Annotated in this window: 18 protein-coding genes and 1 riboswitch; of the genes, 6 read left to right on the forward strand and 12 right to left on the reverse strand. The window is 71.7% G+C overall.

Annotated features, from left to right (window positions below; all coding sequences use genetic code 11):
- Positions 1-10: 10 nt before the first annotated feature.
- The 7 genes from OG897_RS14210 to OG897_RS14240 all read right to left on the reverse strand — a co-directional run bounded on the left by OG897_RS14210 (position 11) and on the right by OG897_RS14240 (position 5,777).
- Positions 11-403, reverse strand: a complete 393-nt coding sequence (locus OG897_RS14210) for an STAS domain-containing protein (protein WP_266656324.1) — start codon at positions 401-403, stop codon at positions 11-13.
- The gene (locus OG897_RS14215) at positions 393-1,640 is read right to left on the reverse strand and encodes a PP2C family protein-serine/threonine phosphatase (protein ID WP_266656326.1); all 1,248 of its coding nucleotides are present in this window, start codon (positions 1,638-1,640) and stop codon (positions 393-395) included. Before OG897_RS14215 ends, OG897_RS14210 begins: the two co-directional genes overlap by 11 nt.
- A complete protein-coding gene (locus OG897_RS14220; RefSeq protein ID WP_266656328.1) occupies positions 1,637-2,815 on the reverse strand; it encodes a SpoIIE family protein phosphatase in 1,179 nt (392 codons plus the stop codon). Before OG897_RS14220 ends, OG897_RS14215 begins: the two co-directional genes overlap by 4 nt.
- Positions 2,815-3,174 (reverse strand): anti-sigma regulatory factor, encoded by a 360-nt coding sequence (locus tag OG897_RS14225; RefSeq protein WP_323188062.1) that lies wholly within the window; start codon positions 3,172-3,174, stop codon positions 2,815-2,817. The genes OG897_RS14220 and OG897_RS14225 overlap by 1 nt, the downstream gene beginning before the upstream one ends.
- A 100-nt stretch (positions 3,175-3,274) precedes the next feature.
- Positions 3,275-3,688: an STAS domain-containing protein gene (locus OG897_RS14230; RefSeq protein WP_266656816.1), complete on the reverse strand. Its 414-nt coding sequence runs from the start codon at positions 3,686-3,688 to the stop codon at positions 3,275-3,277.
- Entirely contained in the window at positions 3,688-4,569 is an 882-nt protein-coding gene (locus OG897_RS14235) for an STAS domain-containing protein (protein ID WP_266656332.1), read from the reverse strand. The genes OG897_RS14230 and OG897_RS14235 overlap by 1 nt, the downstream gene beginning before the upstream one ends.
- A 218-nt stretch (positions 4,570-4,787) precedes the next feature.
- The gene (locus OG897_RS14240) at positions 4,788-5,777 is read right to left on the reverse strand and encodes a GDSL-type esterase/lipase family protein (protein ID WP_266656334.1); all 990 of its coding nucleotides are present in this window, start codon (positions 5,775-5,777) and stop codon (positions 4,788-4,790) included.
- Between the two features lie 385 nt (positions 5,778-6,162).
- Here OG897_RS14240 and OG897_RS14245 point away from each other — a divergent pair, with 385 nt between their 5' ends.
- Together OG897_RS14245 and OG897_RS14250 are read left to right on the forward strand one after the other, a co-directional pair.
- Positions 6,163-7,647, forward strand: coding sequence for an amino acid permease (locus tag OG897_RS14245; RefSeq protein WP_266656336.1), 1,485 nt, complete (start codon positions 6,163-6,165; stop codon positions 7,645-7,647).
- Positions 7,648-7,665: 18 nt separating this feature from the next.
- Positions 7,666-8,121, forward strand: a complete 456-nt coding sequence (locus tag OG897_RS14250) for an Lrp/AsnC family transcriptional regulator (RefSeq protein ID WP_266656338.1) — start codon at positions 7,666-7,668, stop codon at positions 8,119-8,121.
- A 94-nt stretch (positions 8,122-8,215) separates the two neighbouring features.
- Here the strand turns inward: OG897_RS14250 and OG897_RS14255 are convergent, their stop codons facing one another.
- Positions 8,216-8,809: a Repetin gene (locus OG897_RS14255; RefSeq protein ID WP_266656340.1), complete on the reverse strand. Its 594-nt coding sequence runs from the start codon at positions 8,807-8,809 to the stop codon at positions 8,216-8,218.
- Positions 8,810-9,134: 325 nt separating this feature from the next.
- On the opposite strand from OG897_RS14255, the gene OG897_RS14260 reads away from it, so the two are divergent.
- Positions 9,135-9,965, forward strand: a complete 831-nt coding sequence (locus tag OG897_RS14260; protein WP_266656342.1) for a carbon-nitrogen hydrolase family protein — start codon at positions 9,135-9,137, stop codon at positions 9,963-9,965.
- Positions 9,966-10,096: 131 nt separating this feature from the next.
- Positions 10,097-11,806, forward strand: coding sequence for an NAD(P)/FAD-dependent oxidoreductase (locus OG897_RS14265; RefSeq protein ID WP_266656343.1), 1,710 nt, complete (start codon positions 10,097-10,099; stop codon positions 11,804-11,806).
- Between the two features lie 24 nt (positions 11,807-11,830).
- On the opposite strand, the gene OG897_RS14270 is transcribed toward OG897_RS14265, so the two are convergent.
- Entirely contained in the window at positions 11,831-12,472 is a 642-nt protein-coding gene (locus OG897_RS14270; protein WP_266656817.1) for a DUF5995 family protein, read from the reverse strand.
- 553 nt (positions 12,473-13,025) lie between these two features.
- Between OG897_RS14270 and OG897_RS14275 the strand changes: the two genes are divergently transcribed.
- Complete coding sequence (locus OG897_RS14275) at positions 13,026-14,141, forward strand: glycoside hydrolase family 6 protein (protein WP_266656819.1); 1,116 nt, start codon at positions 13,026-13,028, stop codon at positions 14,139-14,141.
- Between the two features lie 217 nt (positions 14,142-14,358).
- Here the strand turns inward: OG897_RS14275 and OG897_RS14280 are convergent, their stop codons facing one another.
- Together OG897_RS14280 and OG897_RS14285 are read right to left on the reverse strand one after the other, a co-directional pair.
- Positions 14,359-15,759, reverse strand: coding sequence for a uracil-xanthine permease family protein (locus OG897_RS14280; protein WP_266656344.1), 1,401 nt, complete (start codon positions 15,757-15,759; stop codon positions 14,359-14,361).
- A gap of 139 nt (positions 15,760-15,898) precedes the next feature.
- The gene (locus OG897_RS14285; protein WP_266656345.1) at positions 15,899-17,080 is read right to left on the reverse strand and encodes an MFS transporter; all 1,182 of its coding nucleotides are present in this window, start codon (positions 17,078-17,080) and stop codon (positions 15,899-15,901) included.
- Positions 17,081-17,214: 134 nt separating this feature from the next.
- On the opposite strand from OG897_RS14285, the gene OG897_RS14290 reads away from it, so the two are divergent.
- On the forward strand, positions 17,215-18,378 hold the full coding sequence (locus tag OG897_RS14290) for an ROK family transcriptional regulator (protein ID WP_266656346.1): 1,164 nt from the start codon (positions 17,215-17,217) through the stop codon (positions 18,376-18,378).
- Between the two features lie 148 nt (positions 18,379-18,526).
- On the opposite strand, the gene OG897_RS14295 is transcribed toward OG897_RS14290, so the two are convergent.
- A complete protein-coding gene (locus tag OG897_RS14295; protein ID WP_266656347.1) occupies positions 18,527-20,896 on the reverse strand; it encodes a chitinase C-terminal domain-containing protein in 2,370 nt (789 codons plus the stop codon).
- A 280-nt stretch (positions 20,897-21,176) separates the two neighbouring features.
- Positions 21,177-21,307: riboswitch (FMN riboswitch) on the forward strand.
- Positions 21,308-21,413: the final 106 nt, after the last annotated feature.

Below are 21,413 nucleotides of genomic sequence, written 5' to 3' on the forward strand. Positions count from 1 at the left end.
CTCCGCTCGCTCAGTTGTGCGCGCTCTCGGCGAACGCCTCTATGGGGTCGGAGTAGGCCCGGAAGACCTCGTCCAGGCCGGTGATCCGGAATATCTTCGCCACCATCGGCGTGATCCCGGTGACCACGATCTCCGCCTCGGCGGCCTGCGCCACCTTCCGGGCGATGACCAGCATCGTCACCCCGCTGGAGTCGAAGAACGTCACCCCGGACAGGTCCATCACCAGCAGGGCCCCGGGGGTCAGGTCGAGCCGGTTGAGCGCGGAGCGCAGCCGGGGCGAGTTGTCGAAGTCCAGGTCGCCGACGACGGCCAGCACCGTGCCGGGGGCGCTGCCCGGGACCGGCACGGTCGTGACGGAGAAGGTCAGTTCACGGGCGGGAGAGGGGTCACGGTCACGATGCATGCGCGTCCTCGTGTGTTCTGCGTACGGTCAGGGCCACGGTGTCGTCGGGGTGCAGGATCACGGTGTGCATGTCGGCGGCGATCGCGCCGGGGATCTTCTCTATCGGCAGATGACGGTGGGCGCGCGCCACCTCCAGGAGGCGCTGCTCGCCCTCGCGGGGGTCCCGGCGGCTCTCGGTCAGACCGTCGGTATACAGGACCAGGAGGTCGCCGGGGGCCAGTTTGTCGTGCAGGAGGTGCTCGCTGCCCGGCAGCGGGTAGCCGATGCCCCGTCCGCGCACCTCCAGGAACGTGGCGGTGCCGTCCTCGCGTACCACCAGGGCGGGCGGATGGCTGCCGTTGGCGAGCGACAGCCGTCCGTCCGCCGGGTCGATCCTGGCCAGCAGTACGGTCGCCATCAGCTCGCGGTCGAAGGGCAGCAGGATCTCGTCCGTGCGCGCCACGATCGACTCCGGCGGGTGCCCCTCCAGCGCCAGGGTGCGCACGGCATGGGTGACGTCGAGGGCGCTGCGCGTGCTGGTCACGCCGTGGCCGAGCGCGTCGACCAGCGTGATGTGCACCCGCCCGTCGGGCAGCACGAACCAGTCGTAGAGGTCGCCGCCGGTCGGCGCGTCCGTGCCCGCGGGCTCGTAGTGCACCGCCATCTCCACACCCGGTACGCGTACGGGCGAGGGCCGCAGCGCGTCCTCCAGCTCGCGCAGCATCTGCCCGTGGGCGCGCCGCAACTGCTCGTCCCGCTCCTCCAGTTGTACGTACAGGGCGAGCACCCCGCTGTTGGTCTCGGCGAGTTCGTGCTTGAGGCGCTTGTGGTCCTCGGCGAGCGCGTCGGCACGGGCGACGGCGGCTTTCAGCTCCTCCTCCAGGAGCTCCGTCACCGGAGGTGCGCCGTGGGCCGCCGGGGACGGCTGGGGCTGCGGGAGCCGCCACACCGCCGCCGCTCCCGGCATCCGTTCGGCGGGCAGCGGCAGGGCTTTGAGCTCCTTGGGCGACGGAGGCCGAGGGGCCAGCGGGGTGCGCAGCCGTACGGCGAGGACCGGCTCGCCGTCCTTCGGGTCGGTCTCCGCGCTGGCGTGCAGCGTGACGGAGCGGCCCGCGCCCAGCTCCCCGGCGGCCACCTGGGTCACCGCCAGCGCGAGCCGGGCCCGCTGCTCCACCGGCAGGTTCAGCCGGTGGGCGAGACGGCGGAGCGCGGTGCGCAGGCCGGGCAGGGAGTGGTGGGTGGTGCTGTGGGGAATCATGCGTCTCTCTTCGGGGCGGCCGCAGGACCGCCACGCTGCGGGGTCGGGGCGCCGGTCGCGAGCACGGTGGCGTCGTCGCGGCTGCGCCGGAAGTCGTGCGCGAGCGATGCCACCAGGAGCGGCGGCGGCAGCCGCAGCAGGAACGGGGGCGGATCGTGCGTCCAGCGCGGGTCGATGCCGTCACTGTGCAGGACGAGCGTCGAGCCGGGCGCCACGGGAATCCGCTGCACACGGGGCTGCGGCAGGTTCCAGCCGACCACACCCGGCTGGCCCGAGACGCGCGAGCGCACCCCGTCGAAGCCGACCGCCTGGGCGCGCACATTGCCCACCGAGCAGTACTCCGCCTCCTCGCCGGGCCCGAGCCTCGCCAGCCCCACCGCGGCACCCCGGGTGTGGCGCAGCGCCCGGTGCAGTACGGCGAGGAGGGCGGGCAGCGGCAGGTCAGGGTCGCGGCGGAAAGCGCGCAGGGCCGCGTCGGTGGCCTCGGCGGCGGGCTCGCCGTGCCCCAGGCCGTCCACGACGACGACGGTGCGCCGCCCGGGGTCTGAGCCGGACTCGGTGCCGGACCCGGACCCGGAGCCGGACCAGGCCCCGGAGTCCGAGTCGGCGACCGCCCAGCCGTCGCCGCAGCTGCGTTCGCTCTCCAGCGGCAGGCAGAGCGCCGCGAGGTCCGGGCCCGGCGGCGGCGGAGCCCCGGGCACCGCGACACGGGCGCAGATCAGGGTGCCCGCGCCCGGCCTCGTACGCAGGGTGAACTCGGAGGCGATGCGGCGGACCGCGCCGAGGCCCGAGCCCAGGGTGTCGGTGGTGGTCCAGCCGTCGGTGAGGGCGGCCTCCAGGTCGGGGATGCCGGGGCCCCGGTCGGTGGCGAGGATCTCCACGCCCGGGCGCAGCGGCAGCGGCTGCACGAACACCGAGCCGTCCTGCGCGTGCTTGGCGATGTTGCTGGCCAGCTCGCTGGCGAGGACCGCCGCCCGGTCCGGCAGCGCACCCGGCAGACCGCTGTCGAGGGCGATCCGGCGGGCGGTGGCGGCGGCCAGGTGGACCGCGCTGTAGTGGTCGATCCGGATGCGTACGGAGACGGGGGAGGGGCCCCGGGAGCTCAGCTCCGGAACCTTCGGGGTCGCCGGGGCCCCCGGGGCCGCGCTGCCCCGTGCCTGCCCCTCGTCCCGCATCAGCGCCCGTTCCAGCGGGTCGCGACGACCGTGGTGCCCTCGCCCGGGTGGCTGTGCACCGAGAACTCGTGCATCAGGCGGCGGGCCCCGCCCAGGCCGTGGCCCAGGCCCGCCCCGGTGGTGTAGCCGTCGGTCAGTGCCGCCTCCAGGTCGGGGATGCCGGGACCCTGGTCGCGTACGGTCAGGCGCAACCCGCTCCGGCCGCCCTGCCGGACCCGTTCCACGACGAGGCTGCCGCCGCCGCCGTGGATGTAGGCGTTGCGGGCCAGTTCGCTGGCGGCGGTGACGATCCGGGTCTGGTCGACCAGGCCGAAGCCCGCCGCGACGGTGGCCGCCCGTACCGCATGACGGGCCGTCAGGAGGTCTTCCTCGGTGACGACGGGGTAGGTCGCTGGGGCGTCGGGGTCGTCGGCCGTCCGGGAGTCCCCGAGGGCGAACCGCGTTCCGCCGGCGAGCTGTTCATCGTAGAGAGTCACGAGGGGCCTCCCCGGAGGGCTGGGGCATGCGCTGCCAGCCCAGCGCGACGAGGCCCTGTTCCGCGTTGAGGGCCGTCTCCACACCGGTCAGCTGGAGTCCGAGCTCGACCAGGGTGATCGCCACGGCGGGCCGCATGCCCGCCACGATCACCCGGGCCCCCAACAGCCTTGCCATGGTGGTGAGTTCCATCAGGGTGCGCGCCACGAAGGAGTCGACCAGCTCCAGCCGGGAGATGTCGATCAGGACGCCGCGCGCCGCGTCGCTCACGATCCGCTCGGTCAGCTCGTCGGTGAAGGCCACCGCCGACTTGTCGTCCAGTTCGTTCAGCAGCCCGGTCACCAGGACGTCGCCGAGCCGCAGGATCGGCACCCCGCCGGGCCGGGGGAGGGGCGTCATCACGGACCCGCCGGTGCGTACGACGAGGAGATCGACGGCTGGTCGGTGAGGCGGACCGCGGTGGCCAGCGCGTCGGCCAGCGTCGCGCGGGTCAGGATGGTCGACAAGTCGATGCCGAGCTGGGCGATGGTCTGCGCGATCGGCGGCCGGATGCCGGAGATGACGCAGTCCGCGCCCATCAGCCGTACCGCGTTCACCGTGTGCATCAGGTGCTGGGCGACGGCGGTGTCCACGGCCGGGACGCCCGTGATGTCGATGATGGCGACCTTCGCCTCGTGGTCCTGGATCGCCTGGAGGAGGTTCTCCATCACCACCTGGGTGCGGGCCGTGTCCAGGGTGCCGATCAGGGGCACCGCGAGGACGTGGTGCCACAGCCGTACGACCGGCGTGGACAGTTCCATCAGCTGGTTCGACTGGCGCTGGATGATCTCCTCGCGGCCCTCCACGTACGTCTCGAAGGACAGCGCCCCCGCCGCGTCGAGCAGCCGGTTGACCAGCACCGCCGCGGCGAACAGCTCGCTCGCGTCACGGGTGGTGTGCTGCACCGCCTCCAGGAGCGCCTCCTTGAGGGAGAGCACCGCGAGCGACGTCGCCGTCGGCGTCGCACCCGCGCGGGCCCGGCGCAGCGACAGCTCTATCACCGTCCTGCGCAGATCGTGCTGGGACGTCACGAGCCGTTCCACCGGGACGTCGCCTGCGAGCCCCGCGCCGAGGGCGGAGATCAGCAGCTCCGCCTCCTCGCGCAGTTGGTGCTCGCCCAGGTCGGCGCCCAGGGCCGACTGCTCCCGTTGGAGCCGGACCCAGCGATCCGCGATTTCCTGCTCACGTGTCCGCAGGGCGTCCAGAAGACGGTCCCGCACGGTGGTCTCGCTGGTACTCAACCCTCACCTCTCGCCATTGGCATCGCTTGCCGGGCGGCAGTCTGCCGGGGCCGCCGGTCGCCCGGACTTCCGGGCCTCCGGGGCTTCCGGCCGGACGATCCTCGTCGCCTCCGCTCGTCGTCTCCGCCGAACGGCCCGGACCACGCAGCCCACGGGCCCCGGTTACCCCGCCCGTCGCAAACCATGCGCCGGACTCCCGAGCGCCCTCGGGGCGGGAGTCACCCCGCGGGCCGCCCCGCGTTCCCGAGCAGTTCGGTGAGCGCCTCCGCCACCGCATCCGCGATCAGCGCGTGCCCCGCGTCGTCCGGGTGAAGCCCGTCGGCGAGCTGCTCGGGCCCGAGCAGCCCGAGCCCCGGCAGCAGGGCGAGCCGCCCGTCACCGGCCGCCGTCTCCTCCCGTACGGCGTCCTCCAGGGCCCCGCGCAACGCGCCGAGGGTGGCGCCCCGGGCGTTCGGGGCGTCCTCCGCGGCGGGCCGCAGCACCGGGGAGACCACGAGGAGGGGGGTGTCCGGATGGCCCCGGCGCACGAGAGCGAGGAAGGCGCGCACGGTCTCGCGCAGCAGCGGTACGTCGAACGGCGCGCGCCCCCAGCAGTTGGTGCCGAACGCCAGCGTGAGGGCGTCGGCCGGGAGCCCGGCGAGCTGCTGCGCCACGGCCAGCTCGGCGCGCCCCGCGCCCGCGTGGCCCAGGTTGACCGGCTCCAGGCCGAGGAGTCGGCCCGTGCGGGCGGGCCAGGCGTGCGCGGGCCGCGTCGACCACCAGCCCTCGGTGATGGAGTCGCCGTGCACGACCCAGCGGGGACGCGGCGGTGCGGGCTCGATCCGGCCGCCGAGCGCCCGTACCGCCAGCAGCCGGGGCGACTGGTTCTCGGGCGGGTGGACGGTGAACGGTCCCTGGAGGGGCGGGAGTTCGATGCGTACGACCGCTTCGTCCGGCGTCGGGTCGGCCAGTACCTCGGCGTGCCGCACGCCGTCCGCCCAGAGCCCGAACGCATGCGGCACTTCGCCCGGTTCGGCCTGGTAGCGGACCTCCACGGCCTTCGTCCCGTACGCGAGGAATTCCAGTGTGACGCCGACCGGCACCCGCGCACGCTCCAGCACGTCCCACGGCAGCCGGTCCAGATCGGCGGGATCGGCCCGCAACGGCTGCCCGTCCTCTTCGCGCCACGCGACTCCGCGCAGGAAGGGTCCGGCGTCCAGCCAGGTCATCGGTGCCTCCCCTCGGTTTGTCCCCGGGTCCGTCCCCGGTCCGTCCCGGACACCCTGCCCAGGTGAATGCCCGTACATGAGTGCGGATCGCATCGTGCTGGGAGGGCCTCCGGCCGCCGGTTCACGTACCGGACAAAAGGGAAATCGAAAACTGGAGCGCAACGAACCGCCGTCACCGGCCTTTGCACGCAATGATCATCCACGTATGCGCAAGGTTGCTGCATTACGACCGGGAACTGACACCTCATAGGCTTCACCGCTGTACGTGGAGTGGCGGGGACCGCCTGCTCGGCGGTTTCCCGGGCTTTCGGCTGCTTCGCCGTGCCTTCGGGGGAATCGTCGCGGTCACCCGCCGCCCGATGAGGCAGCAGAAGGAGCCACCCCCGTGTTGGACCAAGGCGCAGCGCCACCCGTCGTCCCCCCGACGTCCTCAGGAGCCTCGAACGGCTCCCCGCTGTGGCGGCGCAAGCCGGTCGAGCGGCTGGTCAGCGAGGGTGGTCAGGGTGAGGGCGGCACGCTTCGGCGCACGCTCTCCATGTGGCAGCTGACGATGATCAGCATCGGTGCCACGCTCGGCACCGGCATCTTCGTGGTGCTCGGCACGGCCGTCCCCAAGGCCGGTCCCGCCGTCACGATCTCGTTCGTGATCGCCGGTCTCACCGCGCTCTTCTCGGCCCTCTCGTACGCCGAACTCGCGGGCAGCATCCCGGTTTCCGGGTCCTCCTACTCGTATGCGTACGCAACGATGGGCGAATTCATCGCCTGGATCTGCGGCTGGTGCCTGGTCCTGGAGTACGGCGTCTCGGTGGCGGCGGTGGCCGTCGGCTGGGGCGAGTACCTCAATGAGTTCCTCGACGGGACGATCGGCGTCACCATCCCCGACGCCCTGTCCGCGCCGCCCGGCGACGGCGGCGTCTTCAACCTTCCCGCGCTGATCGTCGTGCTCCTCGCGATGGTCTTCCTGCTCGGTGGGGCCAAGGAGTCGGCCCGCGCCAACACGATCATGGTGGCGGTGAAGATCGGCGCACTGCTGCTCTTCTGCGTGATCGGCTTCCTCGGCTTCAAGTCCGGCAACTACGCGGACTTCATGCCGCTGGGCATGGCGGGCGTCAGCGCCGCCGGCGCCTCGCTCTTCTTCTCCTACATCGGCTTCGACGCCGCCTCCACCGCCGGTGAGGAGGCGAAGGACCCGCAGCGCGACCTGCCGCGCGCGATCATGCTTTCGCTGCTCATCGTCACCGTGCTGTACGTCCTGGTCGCGGCCGTCGCCGTCGGTGCGCGCAACTGGAAGGACTTCGAGGGCTCGGAGGCCGCACTCGCCGGGATCATGAAGGACGTCACGGGCCAGGCGTTCTGGGGCACCCTCCTCGCGGCCGGTGCGGTCATCGCCATCGCGAGCGTCGTCCTGACCGTGCTGTACGGCCAGACCCGCGTGCTCTTCGCGATGTCCCGCGACGGTCTGGTCCCCAAGGTCTTCGCGAAGGTCAGCCCGAAGACCGGCACGCCGCGCGTCAACACGATCATCGTGTCGCTCTTCTGCGGCATCCTGGCCGCGGCGATCCCGCTCGGCAACCTCGTGGACGCCACCAGCATCGGCACGCTCTTCGCGTTCGGCCTGGTCAACATCGCGGTGATCATCCTGCGCCGGACCCGCCCGGACATGAAGCGCACCTTCCGCGTGCCGCTCGGCCCGGTCTTCCCGATCCTCGGCTTCGGCTTCTGCGTGTACAACATGTTCGGACTCGGAACCGCGACCTGGGTGTATTTCGGAATCTGGATGGCCGTCGGTCTCGTGTTCTACTTCGGGTACGGCATTCGTCACTCGCAGCTGGCGAAGGGCGCGCCGGAGAAGGTTTCCGCAGACGCGTAGAAATGTGAACGACCCGCAGTGCGACTCAACGATCTCGACGAGCGAATCGTCCACGCCCTGGCGGCGGACGCCCGCCGCTCGTACGCCGACATCGGCTCCCTGGTCGGCCTCTCCGCCCCCGCGGTGAAGCGGAGGGTCGACCGGCTGCGCGCGGAAGGCGCCATCACCGGCTTCACCGTCCGGGTGGACCCGGCGGCGCTGGGCTGGGAGACCGAGGGCTTCATCGAGATCTACTGCCGTCGCAACACCTCGCCCGAGGCGATCAACCGAGGGCTTGAGCGGTACCCCGAGGTCGCGTCCGCCTCCACCGTCACCGGTGAGGCGGACGCGATCGTCCAGGTCTTCGCCTCCGACATGCGCCACTTCGAGCGCGTACTGGAGCGGATCGCGGGGGAGCCGTTCGTGGAGCGGACGAAGTCGGTGCTGGTGCTGTCGCCGCTGCTGCGGCGGTACTCGTCGGGGTCACCGGCGTAGCGGAACGGGCCTCGCGCCGCACGCCCCCGCAGCAGGTGATCACCCGAACGGCCCAACAGTAGGCGTCCAGCCGCACACCCCGCTCAGCAGGTGCTCAGCCGAGTTCCAGCGGGAGTACGTCGAAGTCCCCGGTCCGCGCGTCCACCTTCTCGATCGGCGCCGAACCGAGGCACTTGGGCAACCCCCTCGGCTGCTCCTTGACGGTGCCGTTCAGCAGCCAGCTGTAGCCCAGCCGGTCGCCTTCGGGACGGTCGTCCACCGTGATGCCGACCCGCTTGTTCCGCTGGCCCTCGATGTTGCTCTTCCGCACCGTTCCGCTGACCACGGCCACCTTCCCGCCGGTGACCAGGCAGTCCACCGTCACCTCGGCCCACTGCACGGTCCCGTTCGGCCAGCGGTGCCGGATCGAGAGGCCGCCCTTCGCCTGGTCCGGCATGCCCCCGCTCGCCAGGTGCGCGTCGAAGGCGAAGGTGATCTCGTGGCCGGGCCGGTCCAGCTGGGCCCTGCCGGTGAGGGCGGCGGCCTCGCGCGGCGCGGTCTGCCCCGCCTTCGACGCGGTCTGCCCCGCCTGCGCGGGGGCCTGCGCCTCCGGCCCCGACGCGGTCGCGGTGCCCGCCGCTCCCGCCGTGATCAGGAGGGCCGCGGACAGGGCGGCGAAACGGGTGCGGCGGGTGGCGATGCTGGTCATGGCGGGCCCTTTCGTACGGTGACGAGGCGGCCGGGGGCGGTGCCTCCCGGCGTCCCCCACTCTTCCGCCGCCCCCGCCCGCCCCACATCGCCCGCCGGGCCCACGCTCCTCCGCCGCCCGGCGGAGCCGCCCTCCGCCCCACGTCGGAGCGGGGCGGGCCGCCCCGGACGGGCACCCCTCGCCCCGTACGCAACGAATCGCCGCCGTACCCCCCTCCCGCGCAATGGATCAACGGTCGGTCCGCAACGCTCGCGCCTTGTCGGGGGCGAAGGCCGGACCGTACCGTCAGTAGGTCTCCTCCCTCCCCACCCGTCCGAGGTCCCCCATGCCGTCGTCCCCGCCCGCGCAGCCCCTGCGCATCGCCCTGCTCCAGAGCTCCGGGCGTCCCGGCTCCGTGGCCACGAACCTGAAGGTCCTCGACGAGGCCGCCGGGCGGGCCGTCTCGGCGGGCGCGGAGCTGCTGGTCTGCCCGGAGATGTTCCTGACCGGGTACGCCATCGGCAAGGACGCGGTCCACCGGCTGGCGGAGGCCGCCGACGGGGAGGGCGCGGACGCCGTCGCCGACATCGCGGCACGGCACGGCGTGGCGATCCACTACGGCTACCCCGAGCGCGACGGCGAGCAGGTCTTCAATTCCGCCCAGCTCATCGACGCCACCGGCACCCGCCGCGCCAACTACCGCAAGACCCATCTCTTCGGCGGCTTCGAGCAGGACGTCTTCGTCCCCGGCGAGCAGCCCGTCGTCCAGACGGACCTGAACGGCCTGAAGCTCGGCCTGATGATCTGCTACGACGTGGAGTTCCCGGAGAACGTCCGGGCGCACGCCCTCGCGGGCACCGACCTCCTCCTCGTGCCGACCGCCCAGATGCACCCCTTCGAGTTCGTCGCCGAGTCCCTCGTCCCGGTCCGCGCCTTCGAGAGCCAGATGTACATCGCGTACGTCAACAGGACCGGCCCCGAGGGCGAGGGCGACGATGCCTTCGAGTTCGTCGGCCTGAGCTGCCTGGCGAGCCCCGACGGGGCGACGCGGGTCCGCGCCGGGCGCGGCGAGGAACTCGTCCTGGGCGAGGTGGACGCGACCCTGCTGCACGCCTCCCGGGCGACCAACCCGTATCTGCGCGACCGCCGCCCGGGGCTGTACGGCTCGCTGAGCTGACCGCCCCGCCCGGGGCTGCACGGCTCGCCGAGCCGACCGCCCCCGCCCGGAGCCGTACGGCTCGCCGAGCCGACCGTTCCCGTACGCCTGTCTTCACTTCCTGTTCCGCCCCCGCAAGGAGTCCGTACCCCATGACGTCCACGGTGCCCACCGCCGTCCAGCACACCGACGCGCAGCCGCCGATCACCATGTTCGGTCCGGACTTCCCGTACGCGTACGACGACTTCCTCGCCCACCCGGCGGGCCTGGGACAGATACCCGCGGCCGAGCACGGCAGTGAGGTCGCGGTCATCGGCGGCGGCCTCTCCGGCATCATCGCCGCGTACGAACTGATGAAGATGGGCCTGAAGCCCGTCGTGTACGAGGCCGACCAGATCGGCGGCCGACTGCGCACGGTCGGCTTCGACGGACCGAGCACCGAGGGCCTGACGGCCGAGATGGGCGCGATGCGCTTCCCGCCGTCCTCGACCGCGCTCCAGCACTACATCGACCTGGTGGGGCTCACCACCAAGCCGTTCCCGAACCCGCTCGCGCCGGAGACCCCCTCCACGGTCGTCGACCTCAAGGGCGAGTCGCACTACGCGGAGACCGTCGCCGACCTGCCGCAGGTCTACCGCGACGTCGCCGCCGCCTGGAACGCCTGTCTCGAAGAGGGCGCCGACTTCTCCGACATGAACCAGGCCATGCGCGAGCGCGACGTCCCGCGCATCCGCGAGATCTGGGCCAGGCTCGTCGAGAAGCTCGACAACCAGACCTTCTACGGCTTCCTCTGCGCATCGGACTCCTTCAAGTCCTTCCGGCACCGCGAGATCTTCGGCCAGGTCGGCTTCGGCACGGGCGGCTGGGACACCGACTTCCCGAACTCCATCCTGGAGATCCTGCGCGTCGTCTACACCGAGGCCGACGACCACCACCGAGGCATCGAGGGCGGCAGCCAGCAGCTCCCGGTGCGCCTGTGGGAGCGCGAGCCGCAGAAGCTCGTGCACTGGCCGCTCGGCACCTCGCTGAAGTCGCTGCACGGCGGCGACCCGAAGCCCGCCGTGACCCGCCTCAACCGCACCGCGGGCAACGGCATCACGGTCACCGACTCCTCCGGCGACATCCGTACGTACCGGGCGGCGATCTTCACCGCCCAGTCCTGGCTGCTGCTCTCGAAGATCGACTGCGACGACTCGCTCTTCCCCATCGACCACTGGACGGCGATGGAGCGGACCCACTACATGGAGTCCTCGAAGCTCTTCGTGCCGGTCGACCGGCCGTTCTGGCTGGACAAGGCCGTCGACGACGAGGGCAACGAGACCGGCCGGGACGTGATGTCCATGACGCTGACGGACCGCATGACGCGCGGCACGTACCTCCTGGACGACGGCCCGGACAAGCCCGCCACCATCTGCCTCTCCTACACCTGGTGCGACGACAGCCTCAAGTGGCTGCCGCTGACCGCGCAGGAGCGGATGGAGGTCATGCTCAAGTCGCTCGGCGAGATCTACCCGAAGGTCGACATCCGCAAGCACATCATCGGCAACCCGGTGACCGTGTCCTGGGAGAACGAGCCCTGGTTCATGGGTGCGTTCAAGGCCAACCTGCCGGGCCACTACCGCTACCAGCGCCGCCTGTTCACCCACTTCATGCAGGACCGCCTCCCCGAGGACAAGCGCGGCATCTTCCTCGCGGGCGACGACATCTCCTGGACGGCGGGCTGGGCCGAGGGCGCCGTGCAGACCGCGCTGAACGCGGTCTGGGGCGTCATGCACCACTTCGGCGGCACGACGGACACGACCAACCCGGGCCCGGGCGACGTCTACGACGAGATCGCCCCGGTGGAACTGCCGGAGGACTGAGCTCCGTACGGCCGTCCTGGGCGGCTAGCGCAGCGGGGTGAGCAGGCACCTGCCCACCAGCCCGACCCCCGCGTCCATGCGCTGCGTGAACTCCCGTGCCAGATCCGGGAGTTCACGCAGTCCCCAGAGCACCCGGGCCGCCGCCCACGCCGCGTCCCTGGCCCGCTCCAGGCTCCACGTGCCGACCAGGTGCGTGAGCGGGTCCGCGATCTGCAGCAGGTCAGGGCCCGGCATCAGCTCCTCCCGGATGCGCTCCTCCAGCGCCACCAGCGTCTCGCCGACCCGGTCGAAGTCCGCCTCCACCTCGGTGGGCGCGCACCCCAGCGCCTCGCACGTGTCGACGACCGCGAGCGCGAGATCGTGCCCGATGTGCGCGTTGATGCCCGCGAGCGCGAACTGCAAGGGACGTACTCCCGGATGTCTGCGGTACTGGAACAGCGGCCGCCAGCAGGCCGCCGGACGGCGCCCTTCGGCAGCCGCGTCGACCGCTGCCAGATAACGTTCCGCGAACAACACGTCCAGGGTGGTCGCCGTACCCGGATCGAGGAAGCGTCCGCCGTGGATCTGCCGGTCGATCTCCTCGGTCACGGTGAGGTACACCCGGTTGAACACCGCGACCCCGTCCCTCTCGGGCCAGTCTTCACGGACCGTCCGCATTCGCCCCATCACGGAGTGCAGGGAGTGCGGAAATCCCGGGGATTTCACGGCGGACCGCGTCTCGCGCGGGTGCGCGAGACGTGTACGGTCCCTCTCAACTGTGAAGCGCGAGTAGTGCTCGATCGGTGACATGGGGGCAGCGTCCCAGTCCCGGGCTCGGCACGATGCAGCCCGGCCGGGGCTTCCCCAGAACGAGGGAACGGAACGCCCCCGGTGCCGGGGGAAAGGGGGGAGGGTCACGGTGTCAGGCATACCGGGCCAACGCCGGAAGGACCGTGCCGAAGGACGGCGCGGGGGCCACGGCAGAGTGAGCGGCAGCGGTACCGGAAGCGGTACGAGCAGCCCGGCGGGCGAAGCGCCCGCAGACGAGGCCGGGGGCAAGGACCAAGGGGCCGCCGCCGACCGTACGGGCTCCCCCGAAGGGGGCCGACGGGCGGACAGAACCGGCCGCAGGGGCGCCAGGAGCGGTGCCCGAGGGACCGGCGGCAAGGAACAGCGTGTGAATTCGCGGGCGGGTGCGCGGGCCGGAACGCGGGTGAACGCTGCCGCGCTGCGCGGCGCGATGGCCGTGGTCGCCTCCGCCGTGGTCGCCGTCGGCGGCGTCACCGGAGTCGTCTCCGCGACCTCGGGCGACACGGAGCGCTCCACCGCGATACCCGAGGTGACGAAGACGCCCGTGGTGCCGCCCCTGCCCGCGGTCCCCAGCCCTTCGGCCACCTCCCCCTCTCCGTCGCCCAGCGCCACCGCGACGAAGAAGGCGGAGAAGAAGAAGCCGCCGAAGAAGGCGAAGCCGCCGCAGAACCAGAGCGCGCCCGTCTCCGGCAGCCTCTACCTGCACCAGGAGTCCCAGGTACTGGACTGGGTACGGGCCAACCGGGGCGACCCGCGGCACTCCCTCATCCAGTCGAAGATCGCCGCGCAGCCGGCCGCCGTCTGGTTCGCCGAGTACAACCCGAGCACCATCACGAGCAGGGTCCGCGCGGTCACGTCCGGCGCGGCGCAGGCCGGGCGCGTTCCCGTGGTCGTCCCGTACGCGATCCCCGAGCGGGACTGCGGCGGCGCCTCGCAGGGCGGTGCGCCGAGCTTCGACGCGTACGACTCCTGGATCGGCAAGTTCGCCGCCGGGCTCGGCAAGGGCGACGTGATCGTCATCCTCGAACCCGACTCCATCGCCCAGACCGACTGCCTGGACGCGGGGCAGCGCGCCAACCGCTTCGGGGCGCTCTCCCGGGCGGGCAAGGCCATCCACGCCGCCAACCCGAACGCCCGCGTCTACTTCGACGCGGGCCACTCCGGCTGGCACGCGGCCTCCAAGATGGCGGGCTTCCTGCGCCAGGCCGACGCCGCGACCAGCAGCGACGGCATCTTCACCAACGTCTCCAACTTCCACCGCACCGCCGACGAGGTCTCCTACGCCCGCCGGGTCCTCTCGGCCCTCGGCGGCCCGTCCTCCCTGGGCGCGGTGATCGACACCAGCCGCAACGGCAACGGGGCCCCGGCGGCGGGCCAGTGGTGCGACCCCTCGGGGCGCGCGTTGGGGCGTCCGCCGACGACGAAGACGGGGGAGTCGCGGATCGACGCGTACCTCTGGGTCAAACTTCCGGGGGAGTCGGACGGTTGCAAGGGGGCGGCGGGCAGCTTCACCCCCGACTACGCCGTGGAACTGGCGCGGGGCTGACCCGCCCCGAGCGGGGCCCGGAGCCTTCTGGTCCGGAGCCCCGCTCCACCGCTCCGGCGGGCGGTAGCGGTCTGCGCCTGCGGCGGGCCACCCCAACCCCGCCCCTTCACCTGAACCCTGACGGGGCTGGGGTTTCGGAGGGGGGCTGCGCCCCTCGCCCCCTGCACGGCTTCGCCGCGCGTCCTCAAACGCCGGACGGGCTGGTTTTGCCCCCGGATCACCCCTTGCCCGAAGACCCCTCGTCGTACGACGACGTCCCCGCGTCCAGCAGCGGCTCCCGCTCCCCGGCGGACTCCTTCATGTGCGCCGGCGCCAAGGCCCTCAGCACGTGGTACCCCGTGATCACCACAATCGTCCCCAGCGCGATCCCGCTCAGCTCGAAGCTGTCCGAGAACTTCAGGCTCACCCCGCCGACCCCGATGATGATCCCCGCCGCCGCCGGCACCAGATTCAGCGGATTCCGCAGGTCCACCTTCGCGTTGATCCAGATCTGAGCGCCCAACAGCCCGATCATCCCGTACAGGATCACCGTGATTCCCCCCAGCACGCCCCCGGGAATCGCCGCCACGATCGCCCCGAACTTCGGACACAGCCCGAACAGCAGCGCGAAGAAGGCCGCGGCCCAGTAGGCCGCCGTCGAGTACACCCGGGTGGCCGCCATCACCCCGATGTTCTCGGAGTACGTCGTGTTCGGCGGTCCGCCCACCGCCGTCGACAGCATCGACGCCGCACCGTCCGCCGCGATCGCCGTGCCCAGCTTGTCGTCGAGGTTGTCGCCGGTCATCTCCCCGACGGCCTTCACGTGTCCCGCGTTCTCCGCGATCAACGCGATCACGACCGGCAGGGCGACCAGGATCGCCGACCACTCGAAACTCGGCCCGTGGAAGGACGGCAAGCCGATCCAGTCAGCCGTGCCCACCCCCGAAAGGTCCAGCCGCCAGTGGTCGGTGGCGGCACCCCCGCCCACCGGCGAATTGATCTTCCCGAAGACCTGGTCGAAGACCCACGAGATTCCGTAGCCGAAAATCAACCCGAGAAAGATCGCGATCCGCGACAGGAAACCTCGCAGCGCCACCACCGCCAAACCGGTGAACAGCATCACCAGCAGCGCCGTCCACTGGTCCTGCGGCCAGTACGTCGAAGCGGTCACCGGCGCGAGATTGAAGCCGATCAGCATCACGACCGCGCCCGTCACCACCGGCGGCATCGCCGCATGGATGATCCGCGCCCCGAACCGCTGCACCGCCAGGCCCGCCAGGAAGAGCGCCGCGCCGACCACGAACACCGCACCGGTCACCGTGGCGCTGTCGCCGCCCGTCGCCCGGATCGCCGCCGCCACACCCACGAAGGACAGCGAACAGCCCAGGTAGGAGGGGACCTTCCCCTTCGTCGCGAGCAGGAAGATGGCCGTCGCGACACCCGACATCATGATGGCGAGGTTCGGGTCGAGGCCCATGAGCACCGGGGCTACGAAACTCGCCCCGAACATGGCGACCACATGCTGCGCACCCAACCCCGCCGTCCTCGGCCACGACAGCCGTTCGTCGGGTCGGACGACGGCTCCGGGCGCGGGATTGCGCCCGTCGCCGTGCAAGGTCCAGCGGACGCCGAGGCCCATGGATGTGCTCCCGTTCAGCTCTGTACTGCTCTGCAAGTGATCCCGCCCGGTCAAGATCGATCGAGCAGGATCAAATGCTATGGCTGAAAAGGGGCACTCACTCCCCGGAGAGGGGCCCGCGTCTCCGGGAGGGAAGTCCCTACTTTCCGGCGGGTTCCAGCGGAGCCGCCTCCCGTCCCGCCCCGCGCAGCACCTGAGCACCCACCACCAGCCCGAACGCCAGCACCGTCACCAGCCCGAACGACACCACCAGCGACGTCGCGTCCGCGACCGCCCCGATCGCCGACGGGGCGATCAGGCCCGAGGTGTACGTGATCGTGGCGACGCCCGCGATGGCCTGGCTGGGGTTGGGTCCGCTGCGGCCCGCCGCCGCGAACGCCAGCGGTACGACGACCGCCACCCCGAGCCCGATCAGGGCGAACCCGGTCAGTGCCAGCGGGACGTTGGGGGCGAAGACGACCAGCAGCCCGCCGACCGTGGCCGCCACTCCGCCGACCCGCACCGTCGGCACCGGGCCGAACCGGTCCACCACCTTGTCGCCCGCCAGCCGCGCGATCGCCATCGTCAGGGCGAACGCCGTCGTCGAAGCCGCCGCGATGCCCGGGTCCGTCGACAGGACGTCCCGCAGGTACACCGCCGACCAGTCCAGGCTCGCCCCTTCCGCGAACACCGCGCAGAAACCCACCGCACCGATGATCAGCGCCGACCTCGGCGGCAGCGTGAAGTGCGGCGGCGCCTCCTCCTCCGGCGCACTGCGCAGGTCCAGTACGCCCTGGCAGGCGGCGAGCCCGAGGGCGGTGAGGACCACGGCGGCGATCAGGTGGTGCACCCGCGCGTCACTGCCCAGGTGCGCGGCCAGCGTGCCGCCCGCCGAGCCGATCAGCGCGCCCAGGCTCCACATCCCGTGCAGCCCCGACATGATCGACTTCCCGAGCCGGTTCTCCACCTCCACGCCCAGCGCGTTCATGGCCACGTCCGACATGCCCGCCGTGGCTCCGTACACGAAGAGCACCGCGCACAACGTCCAGACGTTCGGTGCGAGCGAGGGCAGGGTCAGCGCCAGCGTCCAGAGGGCCAGTAGCCCGCGCAGCGCGTTGCGCGCGCCGAGCCGGTGCGTGATCGCCCCCGCCACCGGCATCGCCACCGAAGCGCCGATCGCCGGGAAGGCCAGGGCGAGACCGAGCTGGCCCGCGCTGATCGAGGCGTGGTCCTGGATCCACGGGATGCGGGTGGCGAAGCTGCCGGTCACCGCCCCGTGCACACAGAAGACGGCGGCGATGGCGTACCTCGCCCGCTTCACCCGTTCCGTACCGAATTCCATGACTCCCCTTCGCCCCGGGGCGGTCGTCGTGCGGCCCCGGACAGCCGCTGTCTCCGTATCGCGCCGTAAACTATCAGGAAGCCTGCCTGATAAATAGGGCGGAAAGACGCTCGCGATCTGAAAGGATCAGCGCCATGCCCGCCTCTCCGAGCACCGCCCGCGCCATCAACGACCGGCGCGCCCTGCACCTGCTCCAGGAGGAGGGCCCGCTCACGGCGGGACGGCTGAAGGAGCTCACCGGACTCTCCCGGCCCTCCGTCGCCGACCTCGTCGAGCGGCTCCAGAGTGCGGGCCTCATCGCCGTCGTCGGCGAGAGCGGCGCCGAGCGGCGCGGCCCCAACGCCCGGGTGTACGGGATCGTCGCCGACCGCGCCCACCTGGCCGCCCTCGACGTACGGACCGACAGCGTCGGCGTCGGGGTCGCGGACCTCCTCGGCAACCCGCTCGCCGAAGCCACCCTCGCCGTCGCCGGGGACACCCCCACCGAACAGGCGGTGGAGGCGGCCGTCGCCCTCCTGGAGCGCACCGCCCGCGAGGCGGGCGCCGACGGCCTGCACACCGTCGCCGTCGGCGCCCCCGGCCTCATCGACCCGGCCTCCGGCGAACTGCGCGACACCTCAGGACTGCCCGCCTGGCACCGAAGACTGGTCGCCGCCCTCCAGAAGCGGCTGCCCGCCACCGTCCTCGTGGAGAACGAGACCAACCTCGCCGCCGTCGCCGAGCAGCGCCTCGGCGCCGCGCGCGGGCACGACACCTTCGTCTTCCTGTGGCTGGGGGAGGGCGTGGGCGCGGCCGTCGTGCTGGACGGGAAGGTGCGCAGGGGCGCCTCGGGCGGTGCGGGCGAGGTGGGCTTCCTGCCCGTTCCCGGTACGGCAGGGCTGCCCTCCGCCACCGACTGCGACGGCGGCTTCCACTCCCTGGTGGGCGGTGCCGCGGTCTGCGAACTGGCCGAGGCGCACGGCCTGCCCGGCGGCCCCGAAGGGCCGGCGGTCATCGCGGCGGCACTGGAGGCGGGGGAGCGCGCCGAACCCTTCCTCGACGCCCTCGCCGAACGCCTCGCCCTCGGGGCCGCGGCCGTCGTGGCCGTCCTCGACCCGGGCTGCGTCGTCCTCGGCGGCGACATGGGCCTCGCGGGCGGCAAGGCCCTGGCCGCCCGCGTCGAGGCCCGGCTCGCCGGACTCTCGCCGCTGCGCACGGAGGTGCGGGCCGGGGAGCTCGGCGGCGGTGCGGTGCTGAGCGGCGCGCTGCTCATCGCCCGCGAGGCCGCGCAGGACGACCTCTTCGCCCCGGCTCCGTAAACGGCGGTACGTCACCCCGGCTCCGCAAACGACGGTACTTCGCCCGGCTCCGTGAACGACAGCACTTCGCCCCGGCCCCCCAGTACAGGGAGGGAGCCGGGGCGAAGTGTGGGGCGTGGTCCGGGTCAGCGGGCCCTCGGCGGCTGCCTCAGCAGGCGCCCAGGTCCTGCCACACGCCCCATTCGCCGGTGGTGCCGGGCTCCGCGCCCTGCGTCCACCACTTGGCCTTCCACTGGCGGCCCTTGTGCGACACGGTCGCCCCGCCGCTGTACGGGGTGTCCGCGACGTACGCGGGCGCGGTGCACGCGCCCGGGGTGGGGGTCGGTGTCGGCGTCGGCCCGGGGCCGCCCGTACCCGGCTCGACGGTCTCCGTGCCGCGTGCCAGGTCCCCGGCGAGCGCGTACGAGGTGCCGCCGATGTTCACCGTCCAGTTCCACGGGGTGGAGACCGGCAGGTAGTAGTTGAAGGAGAGGTCCACCGAGGCGCCGGGGGCCAGCGACTGCCACGCCGGGAGCTTCAGCGAAGCCCGGTGGAAGTCGCCCTTCAGACCGCCGACGTTGCTGCCGGTGTGGTCGCTGCTGATCACCTTGGTGCCGAAGCCCGACTGGTCGGACGCGTTGTTCGGAGCCGCCGTCGCGTAGTCGAACTGGAACTCCGTACCGCCGGGCAGTGCCGTCTTCGTGTTGTTGGTGATCTTCAGCTTCGGCGTGATCGGGTAGTTGGAGTCGCCCAGCTTGAAGTCGCCGAACTCCACGCCGATGTTCACGGCCTTCTTCGGCAGCGCCTTGTTCGACACGGCCGCGCCGTACGGCTTCGCCGCCTTGAACTTGTCGTACATCAGCGAGGTCAGCGTGGAGCCCGTCTCGTACTGGCCCTTGGCCGCGTTCCAGCCGTAGTCGCCCGCCAGCTCCCAGATCATCGTGCCGCCGATGCCCCGGTCCACCACGTAGTCGGCCTTGGCGCCGATGGACTGGTCGTCCTCGGTCGACAGGAAGACCTTCTTCTCGGCGTTCCACAGCCACGGCGCGACCAGCGAGGCGTCGTACTTGCGGACGTAGGTGCCGGTCAGCTTGGTGCCGGTGGGGAAGCCGTACTTCCCGACGTAGTCGCCGACGATCCCCTTCTCCAGGTTCTTCGCGTGCCACATCGGGTTGGAGCCCGCCGGGGACTCCTTGCCGTTGTCGTCCTTGTCGTGCCACAGGTTGTCGATGCCGACCGCGCCGTCGCCGCACTTGGTCAGACCGGACCCGGCCGGGCAGGTGGTGGCCGCGGCCTTGCCCCACAGTCCGTCGGTGCCGCCCTGCACGTTCTTGTGGCCGCGCGTGTAGTAAGGCAGGCCCACGTTGATGCGTCCCGACGGCATCGAGCCGCGGAAGTAGTGGTACGCCCAGTCCGTGTTCAGGTAGCCGATGCCGCCGTACTGCGCGCTGCCGTAGACGTTGGCGGCGGCCAGCTCGCCGTCCTTGCCGTTGTCGAAGAGCGCGGCGTTCGGGCCGACGTGCTCGTTCCAGGCGCCGTGCAGGTCGTACGACATGATGTTGACGTAGTCCAGGTACTTCTGGACCTGGAAGGTCTCCATGCCGCGCAGCAGGTAGCCGGAGGAGGGGGCGGCGACGGTGAGCAGGTAGTGCTTGCCGTCGGCGGCGCCCGCACGGTCCAGCTTCTCGCGCAGGGTCTTCATCAGGACCGCGTAGCCCTTGACGAGACCGGCGCGGCGGGCGTTGGAGAGGGACCAGTCGAGCGGGTTGCCCGCGTCCTTCATCGTGGTCGGGTACTCGTAGTCGATGTCGACGCCGTTGAACCCGTACTTCTTGATGAAGTCGACGGTCGAGGCGGCGAAGGTGTCGATGCCCGCCTGGTTGACCGAGCCGTCGGCGTTGGTGGCCATGGAGTAGAAGCCACCGGAGTTCACGCGCTTGCCGTCGTCGCCGAAGTAGCCGCCGGTCTCGGCCCAGCCGCCCACCGAGACCAGGGTCTTGACGTTCGGGTGCTGCTTCTTGAACTTCGTCAGCTGGTTGAAGTGGCCCTTGTACGGGAGCGCGGGGTCCATCTCCGCGCCCGCCACGCCCGGCCAGGTCATGCCGGTGGCGGCGTTCTTCTCGCCGTCCGTGCCGACCGAGATCTTGTTGTCGCCGCCGATGTGCGCGAAGGCGTAGTTGAGGTGGGTGACCTTGTCCCAGGGGATGTCGGACGCCAGGTAGGAGGGCAGACCGTCCTTGCCGGTCCGCCAGCCGGTGAAGTAGCCGATGATCCGGCGCTGGTGGTCGGCGCCCATCTTCTCGCGGCCCTCGGTGTCGTAGACCGAGCAGTACGGGACGTCCACGCCCGGTGTCTTGTAGAGCCCGTCCGGTCGACAGGACTCGTTGTCCACGGCGGCGGGGGCGTCCGCCGGGGCGGCGGTGGCGGAGAGGGTGCCGACGAGGAGCGCGGCGAGAGCGGTGGCCGCGGTTCCGGCGGCGAGGAGGGAAGCCCGGGTGCCCGATGAACGGGTACGCGTGGGTCTTGTGGGGGACAGCACGTCAGGTCCTCCTGGGGAGGCTCGGCGTCACACGGCGACGGTACGGGGATGGTCCGTGATGCGTGCCCGGGGTGTGCGCACACCGGCGGGCTGTCTCCTGGGAGGTGACGCAGACGTTAAAAGGACTAGACCAAGGCGTCAATAGGTCTGGACCAGTTAAAGGCCGACCCGTCCCCACGTGCGCCGAATGTGACCCCGCCCACACCGCTGTGAGTCAGCCCACAGGCAACTCCTGGTATGGCCGCCGATCAGTCGTGGCACACTGGCCCTGTACCAGCAGCAGCGCACTCCGGGGTCGGTGTAATTCCGAACCGGCGGTTATAGTCCGCGACCCGGTCACCTCCAGTGACCGGTTGACCAGGTGTAATTCCTGGACCGACGGTGAAAGTCCGGATGGGAGGCAGTGCGCGGCGGGCCGTCACAGGTCTTTTCGGTACGCCGCCGTCGGCGGGTTCGGACCCGGTTTTCTCCCGGGCGGAGCCCTCTCTTCCGGCTCGGCGTGGCCGTTGTCGTACCC

It is taken from the genome of Streptomyces sp. NBC_00237 (genome assembly GCF_026342435.1).
Classification (GTDB): domain Bacteria; phylum Actinomycetota; class Actinomycetes; order Streptomycetales; family Streptomycetaceae; genus Streptomyces.